Origin of the sequence: Clostridium frigoris (assembly GCF_018861865.1) — a bacterium.
Lineage (GTDB): Bacteria > Bacillota > Clostridia > Clostridiales > Clostridiaceae > Clostridium_AD > Clostridium_AD frigoris.
Map to the genome: position 1 here is coordinate 21191 of NZ_JAHLDV010000038.1, position 12697 is coordinate 33887.

The window sequence follows — 12697 nt, forward strand, 5'->3', positions numbered from 1 at the left end:
CTTATCGGTTGTAATCGTCATTACTACATTGATACTTATGACGAGCTATTCATTTGCAACTACTTACGGTGAAAAATACCGTGGACAATTTCACTTTAGTCCATCTTCTGGTTGGATAGGAGATGTATGTGGTTCTCTTTATTATCAGGGTAAGTATCATATGTTTTGGTGGGGGAAGGCAACATCCACAGATCTAGTTCATTATGATGAGGAAACTTTGAACGCAATGACTGGCGAGCCTCAAGGAAATCAATATTGGACGGGAAGTACTGTGGTGGATAAAAACAATACTGCTTCTTTTGGAGCAAATACTATGATACCTATTTATACAATGGGTGGTGGATCAATACAAAAACAGGGGATTTCTTATAGCACCAGCAACGCATATACTTCATTTCAATATAACAGCGCAAACCCAGTTTTAGATATAGGAAACTCGGATTTTCGCGATCCTACTGTATTTTGGTATGAGCCTTCATCAAAATGGATTATGACTGTATCTTTGGCAGCAGAAAAGAAAATACAGTTCTATTCTTCTACAAACTTAAAAGATTGGACATGGATGAGCGACTTCGGTCCAATAGGAGCACAGGAAGGTGTATGGGAGTGTCCAGATATGTTCCAGGTTTCCCTTGATGGAAATGTGAACAATAAGAAATGGGTCATGGTTATTAGCGTAGGCCCCAACCTTGAACAATATTTTATTGGAGATTTTAATGGCACAACTTTTATCCCCGATTCCCAGACAATGAATTATTTAAATCAAGGAACTGGATTAGATGGTTCCTTGTACATGGGTTTTGATGGAAGCGATTATGGCTCATGGGCCGCGACTGGTAATGCTTTTGGAACAGCACCTCTAAAGAATGAGGGTCCCGTAAACATAAGAGCTGGGATGGCAACTTCGTGCATGACTAGTGACAGTGATACCGGAACATTAACTTCTCCATCATTCACCATAAATAATACAGCTATAAACTTTTTAATAGGGGGTGGTAGTCACCCCGATCAGACATGTATAAACATGATTGTTGATGGGCAGGTTGTACGTACAGCCACCGGCAATAACTCTGGCATTCTAAAATGGAATGGCTGGGATGTAAGTAAATTAATCGGAAAGACTGCAACCATTCAAATTGTAGATAATTATACCGGCACAGACTGGGGTCACATAGATATCGACCACATTATGTTCTCAGATATTTTACATTCCGAGAACCGTGAACACGCTCTATGGGTTGATTATGGTTCAGATTTTTACGCTTCACGAGCATTTAGGGATTATGATGGAACCCTTACTAACACCACATGGCTTGGCTGGACAAATAATTGGGAATATGCAACATCAGTACCGGGTTCCTGGGGACAAGGCCAGTGGTCTATTGCCCGAAATTTAAGCCTTAAAACTTATCCTGAAGGTGTTCGCTTAGTACAAAATCCAATTCCCAAGTTACAGTCATTGCGGCAAACACCATCCTCTTTTACGGATAGGACTCTTTCGGCAGGAACATTTGCAATACCTGAATTCAAACCGGATAAAAACACATATGAGATTGATGCTACATTTTCAACAACAAACCCAAATAAGTTTGGCTTTAATTTATGTGTTGGCAGCGGGAGAAAAATTGTAGTAGGGTATGATACAAGAACCTCTTGTATGTATATAGACAGATCCAATTGTACAGATGCTACGATTCCTAATTTTTCAAAAATACTTTATGCACCAGTTGCACCAGAGGATAATAAGATAAAGATGAGGATATTCGTAGACAAATCGAGCATTGAAGTTTTTGCGAATTCAGGAAAGGCTGTACTGACGATGCTAACATATCCTGGCGAAGCTCAGACGGGACTTGAAGTGTTTTCTGAAAACGACACAGGGACTAAACTCGATTTTTCAGCATGGATAATTAGTTCTATATGGCCTAAAATGGTTACACTAAAGGTAAATGATACGGATCCAGGAGTATTATATAACGGAATATGGAATTATTATACCAATGACAGCACTTATTACAACAATGATTGCCATGTGATCAATACAGGTAATGTTCAGTACACATTTAAAGGAACAACAGTAGATTGGTACGGTCTTAAGAATACTGATCTGGGAATAGCAGATGTATATATTGATGGGGTATTGGACAAATCTGGTATAGATTGCTACAGCACTACCCGTGAAACACAGAAAATGTATAGCAAATCAGGCATGTCCAACAGTAGTCATACAATCACGGTTGTAGCAACAGGGTCAAAGAATACAGCATCAAAGGGGATTTCCATTGTGCATGACTACTTTCAAGTTAATTAACAATGGCAATTAAGTGCTTCATCCCAGGAGGTTTCGGCAACTGCGCAAATATTAAATTCCATGACTGGGGAAATACTTGATATAGGTAATAAATTCAAATTATAGAACTAATTATTATTAATTATTCTCGTTAAATAGTAAATTTATATTTATTGTTAATAAATATGGCATGTTTATAAATTTTACAATATAATATAAATAAAGTAAATATTAGGGAGTGATTAAAATGATTAGTAAAAAAAATAGAAAAGGTTTTTTAATTACGTTAATAGCCATTTTAATAACAATTAGCATTCCGTTTATGGGTAATGTACATGCAAGTGTTTTAAAATCAATAACATCAATAGAAGATATAAATACAACAGTAGACGTAAATGATAGGTATACATTGCAAAAGACATTAGCAGCAACAAAAGGTGATGGAAGTACAAAAGCCGTGGCAGTAAAGTGGAATCCATCAAAAGCAAGTACAAGCAAAGCAGGAACATTTACGTATAGAGGCACAGTGGCTGGATATGATGAAAAAGTAAATTTAATATTAACAGTAATTGGTATAACATCAATGGAAGATATAAATGAAACGGTAGACCTAGATGATAGTTATACATTGCCAAAGACATTAACAGCAACAAGAAGTGATGGACGTATAGAAACTGTAACAATAAAGTGGAGTCCATCAAAAGCCAGCACAAAAAAAGCGGGAACATTTAATTTTAAAGGAACAGTGGCTGGATACGATAAAAAAGTTAATTTAAAATTAGTGGTAAATAATACAAATACAACTGTTTATAAATCCACTTTAGAGTTATATAAACCAACAAGTAATGATGATGCAGATAGCATTGTAGCTGATGCATTAAAGAGTGACTTCTCTGTTAATACATCAATTGATGTTTCAGGTGACAAATATCTAGCTTATCAGTTAGAGGAATACAACTCAGATAACGTCTCATTAGGATTTGATTCTAATCCAGATATAACTATAGCAACATCAAGAGCTGACGTTGTTACTGTAGAAGTAGTTGATAAAAAGATAGTTGTTATTGCAGGTAAAGCAGGTATTGCTACAATTGTAATAACAGATTCTAACACCAATACAAAATACAAAATAAAAATTACTGTTGTTGATGAAGAAAATATAATTAAATCAGTAAGTTGGAAATCAGTAACTAATCCTACTCATGCTGTGAAATATGATTACACGAAAGTACTAACAACAACTAGTTCAGATAATGATCCTAAAGTTAGTGGAATCAATTTAAGTAAATCATCTTCATATACAATTCGTATACAATTGGTAGATATGGTATCTGGAATGTTGTATGTTGATAAAAATGGAAACGGTACTTATGACTTGAATAGAGATACTACAATTGGTACATTATCAGTTTTAGTACTCGGAAGGCATATGCCAGCAGATGATAACTATACAGATGGTATTACAGTAAAATCTGGAGAAGATTGTAATATAATATTCGTAATTAAAGATAAAAATGGGAATGCTGTTCCTTCTAAATCAATAATTGATAATTTCTAATACAAATAAATTAGAGCATAAGAAAACCCTCGACTATTAATTAGTCGAGGGTTTTACTGTTTAAGCTAAACATGTCACTTACTATATCAAGTGATGCCTGCCACTATAGCTTAAGTTTCATGTCACCGAATTTTATCCACCCTTTCTTTCTCATGATTTCTGAGAAAAGTAGAGTTAAAGCAGCAGGAGCTATAAAATGTAGAAGTAATATTTTTAAGACTATTATAGATGTTGGTGCGCTTCCTTGCATAGCTGCAAGTGTTCCAAACTGACCTACAAGGCCACTAGTTCCCATACCTGCACCTAGAGAATTATTTTTCATTGCAAAAATGGTAGTAGATAAGGGTCCAAGAATAGCACCGGCAAGTGTTGGAGGTATCCAAACTTGAGGGCGCAGTATTATGTTTGGTACTTGTAGCATAGAGGTACCCAGTCCTTGGGAGACTAAACCACTTACCTTATTCTCTCTATAACTAGCTACTGCAAATCCTATCATTTGAGCGCTACAACCAACAGTTGCAGCTCCAGCTGCAAGTCCGGACATGTTTAATGAGATTGCAATAGCTGCACTACTAATTGGAGCAGTGAGGGCAAGCCCCATTAAGGTTGATACAGCAATACCCATTGGAATAGGCATAAGGGTAGTTGCAGAATTTATTACTGAACCTAAATCAGTCATAAACACTGAGATATAAGGTCCAACAAATTTACCCGCGATACTTCCAGTTAAAATAGTAACAATGGGAACTATTACTATATCTAATTTTGTTTTACCAAATACTAAGTTTCCAAGTTCTGCTCCGACTACTGCCGCGATGAAAGCTCCAACTGGGCCGCCACCCATATACATATACCCAAAAGCACCAGTGGCCGCGGATGAGAACATTGCAAGTGGAGTAACTTTTAAACCCCAGGCTATAGCAACACCTATAGCAGCTCCTACAACTGGAGATTTAGCAGAAATGATTTCTGTAAATTCCTTAAGAAAAGCGAGTCCGGGAACTTTTGATAATTGACTTAAAATGAGTCCGATAATTAATGAAGCGAATAGGCCGAGTGCCATGGCACTTAAAGCATCTAAGAAATACCGTCTAGCGGCTTTCTTTGCAAATAGTTTGAATTTTTCCATGATTTCCCCCTAATAAAATACAAAATTTAATGCAGATGGATATAAAATATACGTTTGTAGTATTAATATATATTGTGTTAGTATTAACATAAATAATTATAATATGTCTACATAACGGTATGCTACCATAGATGTATACACTTGCATATATACCTGTGTATATACACTTGTAACTGATGTTATTATAACATCTTATTTTAATCACAGCAATAAGCAATTTACTAATAATAAAAGGAGGTGAAAAGATGGAATTTATTATTTCAACTCTTAAATTTGTAGTAACACTTTTAGTAGTTTTTTATCCTGTTCAAATTATTCTAAAAATTATTAATGAGAAATTTAATATATTTACTCCTCTTCAGGAATTCATTAAGAAAAGTGGTAATGAAAAGCCGATAGATAAATTTGTTTTTATAATATCAATTGTTTTATTCCTACTTATTGGTAGTTATATTAATCTTAATGATTTACAGTTTGGAATTATAGCTGGAGCTTACTATGCAGTATTATTCACTATATTCCCATGGCACTAATATCCTAATACATAATCTTAAATAAAAATACCAAGCGAATATTCGCTTGGTATTTTTCAGTTCCCCAGGAGATAATTACAGCTCCCCAAGAGATGATACAGCTCCACCGGAGATGATTACAGCTCCTCAAGAGATGATACAGCTCCACCAGGAGATGATTAGTCTAGAAGTTTTAATTTTGTGTTTGAGATGCATAAAACAGTATTCTTGGTGCCATTAGGTTTAGATTATGAATTAACTTCCGTTTATGCCATAAAAACGGCATTTCGTGAGAATTATGTTGTTTTATAAAATTTTATGGGGTAATATGAAAATGAAGTATAATAAATGAAAAAATTAATTACAATAAATAAAGAATTAATTATAATAAATGAAAAAATTAATTATGTAAAATAAGGGGATAAAACATTGGGATACAAAAAAATGTTAGTTAAGCAACTAGATGCAACTGATTGCGCGGCTGCATGTCTTGCTACGATATGCATGTATTATAAAAAAGAAATTACAATAACAAAACTTAGGGACATTTTAGGTACGGATATTAAAGGGACAACACTTAAAGGATTAGAAGATGGAGCTATTAAACTTGGATTTGATACAAAAGCCATTAGGGTTGATAAGGAAGGCTTTTGTAGTAAGTACACATTGCCAGTAATAGCTCATATTATTACAAAGGATGGACTTAGCCACTTTGTAATTGTTCACAATATAAAAAAAGATGTTGTTATAATACTAGATCCGGCAAAGGGTGTAATAAAAAAAACTATAGATGAATTCTTTAAAGAATTTGACGGAGTACTTCTTTTACTTTTACCTAGTCATGAGTTTAGTGTAAATAAAGATAAAAAAGAGAATATGTTATTAAAGTTTGTAAGTATTCTTTTGCCTCAAAAGGCATTGTTCGTATATACCATAATAGCTTCAGTATTATTAACGATTCTTGGGATAGCCTCATCGTTTTTTAACAAAATTTTAATGGATGAAATTCTCCCTTACAGTTTGAAAAATGAGCTTATGATTTTTACTATAGGGTTTCTAGTAATTGGAATTACTCAAATATTAATAACTGCAATAAGGCAACAAATGCTTTTATATTTGTCACAGAAAATTAGTATTTCATTACTTCTTGGTTATTTCCGGCATGTATACAAATTGCCCATGAAATTTTTTGCTAGCAGAAAGGTTGGAGATATTCTCACAAGATTTAGGGATGCCACAACTATACAAAATATATTAACATCTGTTTCCTTGTCACTAATTATGGATGTTACTTTAGCATTAGTTTCCGCAGTAGTACTTTACATAATGAATCAAACGCTATTCATAGTAGTTTTGATTCTTACAATTATTAGTGCAGCACTTATATATATATTTAAAAGACCATACAAAACAATTAATCTTGAGCAAATGGAAGCAGAAGCAAGACTTAACAGCCATATAATTGAAAGCTTAAAGGGAATAGAAACAATAAAGGTTAATGCAGCTGAAGATAAGTCTTTGGAAAAGCTGGAAATAGAGTATGTAAGAAATCTTAGAATCGGATTTAGAACGGGAGTACTTTCCAATATACAAGGATCATTATCCTCGGCGATTACAACTATAGGGAATTTAGTACTTATGTTTTTGGGAGCAACAATGGTAATTGACGGTAAAACTACTTTAGGAAGTTTAATGGCATTTACTTCATTATCAAGTTATTTTATGGGGCCAATAGGGAGACTCGTAGGGCTTCAACTTAGCATACAAGAGGCAGGCATATCTCTTAAGAGAATATCAGAAATATATGAAGTGGAAAAAGAACAGGACGGGTCAAAGGAAGATAAAATTAAAATAGATAAAATAAATGGAGACATAGAACTCAATAATATTACCTTTAGCTATGGGAGTCGAGCCCCTGTTTTAAATAATCTAAGTATAAAGATACCAGAGGGTAAAAAAGTTGCTTTAGTTGGTGAATCTGGTAGTGGGAAAAGTACTATATCAAAGATGCTCCTAAAATATTACTCACCAGATGAAGGAAATATAAAAATAGCTGGTTATGATATAGAAGAGCTTGATATATATGATCTAAGAAGGCAAATAGCATATGTACCTCAAAACATAGAATTATTCTCTGGCAATATAAAAGAGAATGTAACTTTAGGCGCAGAAAGTTTCACTTATGAGGATGTTAAGGTTGCATGCGAAAACGCAGGTTGCAGTTCATTTATAGATAAGCTTCCTGGAAAATATGATACATTTTTAGAGGAAGCAGGAGGAGGGTTATCTGGAGGAGAAAGACAAAGAATAGCCCTTGCCAGAGCATTTATAAAGAAAACAAACTTTTTAATACTAGATGAGGCTACAAGCAACTTGGACTTTATAAGTGAAGCAAAAATATATGACACCCTTTTTGTAAAAGGCAGGGATATGACAATGCTGATTATTGCACATAGGCTCTCCACCATAAGAAATTGCGACATAATCTATGTTATGGATAATGGTAGTGTAGTTGAACAAGGTAGTCATGATGAGCTTTTAAGTAAAAAAGGATATTATTATAAGCTTTATATAAGTCAGGTTGGAGAAATAGAAAAACCAGGTGAAAATATAGTAGTAAAGGATATTGAAAAAGAAACAAGTGATGAAACATTAGTTACCAAAAAGGTTACAGGAGATGGTGAAGAGTATGAATACAAGTGAAAAAATAGTAATAAAAGAAAATAAGATATTAAAATTAAATAATGTACTTGTAAGAAAGGTAAGTCAAGATGAGCTAGTAGATATAAATAAGATTACATATATGATGGATAGTTATATAAAGTCAAAGGGAAATTCTACATTGGGGCCAATGATTAATTATTCGTCTGTAGAGGGTGATGCTAATGGTCAAGCTAAAATAATAATAAAAATCATGTTACAACTTAAAAATCCAATTCATAATATAGAAGCACCTTATGAATTAGAAAGCCAAATCAGAGTAAAAAATTGTTTGTTTGCAAGATTTACTGAAAAAGAGGAAAATATTCAGTTTGCCTATTCTAAATTGGAATTATTTGCATTTGAAAATGACATTAAATTAAAGGGCGATAGCTACACGGTATTTGTAAACGAAAATGAAGAAGGAATTGTAGCCGACGTCTTTATGGAGTTAAATCATCTCCTTCGGAGCTGAAATATTAACAACTTTGGAAGCAGATTTAGACTGCCACCAAAGTAATTTTACTAGGTTAGACAACTGCCACTTATAGAAGATGGAAGACATGAAGCTTCCAAAATGTTGTTAAATAAGGAGTAGATGAGCTTGAAGTTATATAATTTAAATGAATTAACAGACAGTAGGGTTCTATATGATAAAAATCCTCCCAAATTTATGTTATATATTATTATGCTAGTAACAATACTATTAATAATGTTTTTGGTATGGGCAAATCATTCGGTGAAAACTTATATGGTAAAAGGCCAAGGAATTGTTACTACAGAAAATAAGTCGCAAATTATGGCAGCTGTTTCAGGTGGAGTAGTTAATGTATCAGCTATTGAAGGTAAAGATGTAATAGCAGGTGACACACTGGTGACGCTTAATCCTGTTGAATCAAATCTGCAATCAGGAGAAGTAGATGATCAGATTAAAATGTTTAATAAGAGGATAGCGTTACTAACAAGAGCAGAAAAGGATGCTACTGCTTTAACAAATAGCTTTGATAAGAATAAAGATGACGAAGCAGAGTTTTATAATAAATTAACTAACAGTTACACAAAACGAAAAGAATTTGTAGTAGATGAAGTCGCATTAAAATCTGAAGCGGCAACAAAAGAACAGATTAATCAATATAAAATATCGCAAAAAATTAAATCAGATGGGAATTACTATGATACGATTTTACAATTCACTACCGAGAGAACGCAGCTTGAATTAGAAAAAGAAAAACTTGATATTCAAAGGAAAGCTTTAGGCAAGAGTTCCAGCGAGTATAAAATTGTTGCGCCAAAGGATGGCAAGCTGCATTTAACCGCACCAATTACAAAGGGAATGGTGCTGCAAGCTGGAAGTTCAATTGGAAGTATAACTAATAAAGATGAAAAATTAATAATAGAAACCTTACTTCCATCAAGTGAAAGACCAAGGATTAAGACGGGGGATGAAGCCTCAGTTGCTGTAGCAGGACTTAATCAAGCAGAATATGGCACTATTAAAGGAAAGGTTTTAAGCATAGACCAAGATGCCACTATTGATAGCGAAAAAGGAGATGTGTTTTTCAAGGTCAAAGTAAAACTTGATAAAACGTACCTTGAAGATAAAAAAGGAGAAAAGGTTAATCTTACACTAGGAATGGTTACGGAAACTAGAGTTAAGTATGAAGAGATAACATATATGAAGTATTTTATGCAGCAAATTGGTGTTAAATTTAATTAGCTATTTTGGGTATCTGCAGGTGCCTTTGATATATATAATTCAAATAATATGATTGTCAATTGTAGTAAACAGTTAAAAATATTATAATAATGATGAAGGAGATTAAAAAAATGAGCGAAATGACTTTAAGGTTACCAAGTAGTTATGTTGATGTTGAGAGTGATGAGATGGAATATATTGATGGAGGTTATAGTTTAGACAAAACCAAATCAATGTTATATGGTGCTATCGGGTTTGGTGTTAGTAAACTAGCAAGTCAAAGTATATCTGGAACTATGATTAAAGCGGTGATGGCAACTGCAGGTGGTGAGGTGTTATTTGCATTTGACACAGCTGTACTCGCAGCAATATCAAGCCCATGGACTATCCCAGTACTAGGAGCGGGATTGGTCGCAGGTATTTATTCATATGGTCATTTTAGTTTACATAAGTGGTAATAAGAAGTTAATTATATAGGTTTTTAGTTAATAAAAAGCTCGGTAATCAAAAAACGAGCTTTTTTTAAAAAACGGCTATTAGTTGATTAGAATAAATTCTATATGATTTTAAAATAATAATAATAAAAGGAGGTAAAAGAATGGAACTTATTAGCTCAGTGTTTAAATTCTTATTAGCACTTTTAATAGCTTTTTTTCCTGTTCAAATCATTTTAACTGTTATTAATAATAAATTTAATATATTTACACCTCTTCAGAAGTCGATTAAGAATAGTGGTAAAGAAAAGTTGATAGATAAATTTGTTTTTATTATATCAATTGTTTTATTCCTACTTGTTAGTAGTTATATTAATCTTAATGATTTTAAGTTTGGGATTATAGCTGGAGCTTACTATGCAGTGGTATTCACTATTTTACCAAGGAAGTAGAATTTAGATGATATTAAAAAATAATATATGATTTAGATCAATAACATGCTGCTTTGTGTTTTTGTTGTTATGATTAGGTCAGTTGCGAGGGATATATGAATATGAATTATAAATGTGAAATAGCTAAAAATAGAAAATCTAAAAGTATAATTAATATATTTGCTATAGTTATTTTATTATCTTTTACGATTTGGGGGGGCAAAGAGCTTCTTGATATTATGATACAATATCAGAATCCTAAAAATTTAATTTTTTCAGAGATTGTATTTAAAATTATTATAGTTTATTATTTTTCTATATATGCTCACGAGGCTGGTCATTTAATAGTTTTAAAGTTATGTAAATATAGTTTTAAATTATTTATTGTAGGTCCATTTATGATAATAAATGATAATAATAAATTAAAGGTCAAATTTAAGATCAGTAGATTAGTTACAGGTGGAGCGATAATAATAGATGTAAATAATTCTATAACCTGTGAAAAAGATTTCAAAAAGTTCGCCTTAAATTTAAAATTAATATTAAGTGGTGGGGTTCTATTTAATATAGTTTTAATATTACTTGGAGTAGCATTATTGTTTTTTAAATTAACTATAGATATAGGAGTTATTTTATTAATACTAAATATTGATTTCATAATTTCATGTTTATTATCCAATGGTGATATAAATAGAGTTATTAAATTAAATCAAAATCATGAAGACAGTGTGATTTTTTTTATGGAAGATTTGGTGACAAATTATGAATTTAATGATTTTTGTAAGAAAAAGATAGATAAGTATATTGAAGAAATTTTAACAAGTAAAAAATATAATTTAGAGCTATTAAGTTGTTTAATTCCTATTATTGAACATAATCTAGTACATAATGAGAAACAATTAGTTCAAGTTAATAAGTTTATTAATTGGTTTGTAGATAATTATGAGCAAGTAAAATCTATAAAAAATATAACTATAAGAATAAAAGCAGATAAGCTGATGTATAAAATTATATTATATAAAATGGTATCTAAAGATAGAATAGGACAAATAAGAATAACTAACAATATTAAAAAGTTAAACAAACATCCCTTAGATAATATTTATAAGGAATTTGAAGGCTATACAAAAAAACAATTAAGTTTAGAAAATATTAGTCGTTGAATTATGCTATATATAAAATAGGAGATGTAGTTAATGAAAAAAGCTGTTTGTTCCAAGAGTTTAATTTTAAGTTTTTATCGAATAGATATATATTACAACAAGTTATACCTTCTTCATTCTAGTTAAATATAAAATAAAATATGGTAATGATTAATGATTAATGAATAATGAATAATGAATAATTAATATGATAAATGTATATAATATATATACAGTGTATTTACAAAAGTAACTTTTTGTTATACAATGTATATAATATAATATAATGTAATGAAAGGAGTGATACTATGGCTCTAAAAACAGTTAATATTCGCATTGATGAAGAATTAAAGAAACAAGCAGAAATCCTTTTTTCAGATTTTGGTATGAATATGACAACCGCATTTACTATCTTTGCAAAAGCAGTTGTTAGAGAACGAAAAATACCTTTTGAAATTACTGCAAGCGAACCGTTTTATAATGAATCTAATATGACACATTTGAAAAAATCTATTAATCAACTTAAGCGAGGAAAAGGTACAATGCACAATATTGTTGAGGTAGAAGATGAACAAAGTATGGAAGAAGACTAGGTATAGAAAATATATCTAATCTTCTTTTTTATGTTATGGTGCACTTTAAATGTAGAATATTATTCTATATGGTATAATTTATAAGGAATGAAATGTTGGTAATTTGAGTAGTCACGGAAACTAATATGTAAAACTTGAATTTGTATGAAGTAATATCGAACTATAATTTTTGTGTTAAGAGAGCAGTTAGTAATAAAAATAGGCATAGCAAA

Annotated in this window: 11 protein-coding genes; 10 read left to right on the forward strand and 1 reads right to left on the reverse strand. The window is 31.8% G+C overall.

Annotated elements, in window-relative coordinates:
* Nucleotides 1-37: 37 nt before the first annotated feature.
* Both KPL37_RS14145 and KPL37_RS14150 read left to right on the forward strand, forming a co-directional pair.
* Nucleotides 38-2311 (forward strand): glycoside hydrolase family 32 protein, encoded by a 2274-nt coding sequence (locus tag KPL37_RS14145; protein ID WP_216150385.1) that lies wholly within the window; start codon nt 38-40, stop codon nt 2309-2311.
* Between the two features lie 226 nt (nt 2312-2537).
* Nucleotides 2538-3848, forward strand: coding sequence for an Ig-like domain-containing protein (locus tag KPL37_RS14150; protein WP_216150387.1), 1311 nt, complete (start codon nt 2538-2540; stop codon nt 3846-3848).
* A 103-nt stretch (nt 3849-3951) separates the two neighbouring features.
* Here the strand turns inward: KPL37_RS14150 and KPL37_RS14155 are convergent, their stop codons facing one another.
* The gene (locus KPL37_RS14155; protein WP_216150389.1) at nt 3952-4977 is read right to left on the reverse strand and encodes a PTS sugar transporter subunit IIC; all 1026 of its coding nucleotides are present in this window, start codon (nt 4975-4977) and stop codon (nt 3952-3954) included.
* A 245-nt stretch (nt 4978-5222) separates the two neighbouring features.
* Here KPL37_RS14155 and KPL37_RS14160 point away from each other — a divergent pair, with 245 nt between their 5' ends.
* The 8 genes from KPL37_RS14160 (at nt 5223) to KPL37_RS14195 (ending at nt 12485) form a co-directional block, all read left to right on the forward strand.
* Nucleotides 5223-5510 (forward strand): hypothetical protein, encoded by a 288-nt coding sequence (locus KPL37_RS14160; protein WP_216150391.1) that lies wholly within the window; start codon nt 5223-5225, stop codon nt 5508-5510.
* A 408-nt stretch (nt 5511-5918) separates the two neighbouring features.
* Nucleotides 5919-8192 (forward strand): peptidase domain-containing ABC transporter, encoded by a 2274-nt coding sequence (locus KPL37_RS14165; RefSeq protein ID WP_216150393.1) that lies wholly within the window; start codon nt 5919-5921, stop codon nt 8190-8192.
* Nucleotides 8179-8664, forward strand: a complete 486-nt coding sequence (locus KPL37_RS14170) for a hypothetical protein (protein WP_216150394.1) — start codon at nt 8179-8181, stop codon at nt 8662-8664. The genes KPL37_RS14165 and KPL37_RS14170 overlap by 14 nt, the downstream gene beginning before the upstream one ends.
* A 123-nt stretch (nt 8665-8787) precedes the next feature.
* Complete coding sequence (locus KPL37_RS14175; protein WP_246578296.1) at nt 8788-9906, forward strand: HlyD family secretion protein; 1119 nt, start codon at nt 8788-8790, stop codon at nt 9904-9906.
* A gap of 110 nt (nt 9907-10016) precedes the next feature.
* Complete coding sequence (locus KPL37_RS14180; protein ID WP_216150396.1) at nt 10017-10343, forward strand: hypothetical protein; 327 nt, start codon at nt 10017-10019, stop codon at nt 10341-10343.
* A 140-nt stretch (nt 10344-10483) separates the two neighbouring features.
* Nucleotides 10484-10771 carry a hypothetical protein gene (locus KPL37_RS14185; RefSeq protein WP_216150397.1) on the forward strand — a complete coding sequence of 96 codons (288 nt, stop codon included), beginning with the start codon at nt 10484-10486 and terminating at the stop codon, nt 10769-10771.
* 95 nt (nt 10772-10866) lie between these two features.
* Nucleotides 10867-11913 carry a site-2 protease family protein gene (locus KPL37_RS14190; RefSeq protein WP_216150398.1) on the forward strand — a complete coding sequence of 349 codons (1047 nt, stop codon included), beginning with the start codon at nt 10867-10869 and terminating at the stop codon, nt 11911-11913.
* Between the two features lie 287 nt (nt 11914-12200).
* Nucleotides 12201-12485, forward strand: a complete 285-nt coding sequence (locus KPL37_RS14195) for a type II toxin-antitoxin system RelB/DinJ family antitoxin (RefSeq protein WP_216150399.1) — start codon at nt 12201-12203, stop codon at nt 12483-12485.
* Nucleotides 12486-12697 lie beyond the last annotated feature (212 nt).

Bases quoted from the DNA above. Each gene is read 5' to 3' on its own strand.
- KPL37_RS14160 (WP_216150391.1), top strand. From the start codon at position 5,223: ATGGAATTTATTATTTCAACTCTTAAATTTGTAGTAACACTTTTAGTA.
- KPL37_RS14145 (WP_216150385.1), top strand. From the start codon at position 38: ATGACGAGCTATTCATTTGCAACTACTTACGGTGAAAAATACCGTGGA.
- KPL37_RS14155 (WP_216150389.1), bottom strand. From the start codon at position 4,977: ATGGAAAAATTCAAACTATTTGCAAAGAAAGCCGCTAGACGGTATTTC.
- KPL37_RS14170 (WP_216150394.1), top strand. From the start codon at position 8,179: ATGAATACAAGTGAAAAAATAGTAATAAAAGAAAATAAGATATTAAAA.
- KPL37_RS14195 (WP_216150399.1), top strand. From the start codon at position 12,201: ATGGCTCTAAAAACAGTTAATATTCGCATTGATGAAGAATTAAAGAAA.
- KPL37_RS14175 (WP_246578296.1), top strand. From the start codon at position 8,788: ATGAGCTTGAAGTTATATAATTTAAATGAATTAACAGACAGTAGGGTT.
- KPL37_RS14185 (WP_216150397.1), top strand. From the start codon at position 10,484: ATGGAACTTATTAGCTCAGTGTTTAAATTCTTATTAGCACTTTTAATA.
- KPL37_RS14150 (WP_216150387.1), top strand. From the start codon at position 2,538: ATGATTAGTAAAAAAAATAGAAAAGGTTTTTTAATTACGTTAATAGCC.
- KPL37_RS14180 (WP_216150396.1), top strand. From the start codon at position 10,017: ATGAGCGAAATGACTTTAAGGTTACCAAGTAGTTATGTTGATGTTGAG.
- KPL37_RS14190 (WP_216150398.1), top strand. From the start codon at position 10,867: ATGAATATGAATTATAAATGTGAAATAGCTAAAAATAGAAAATCTAAA.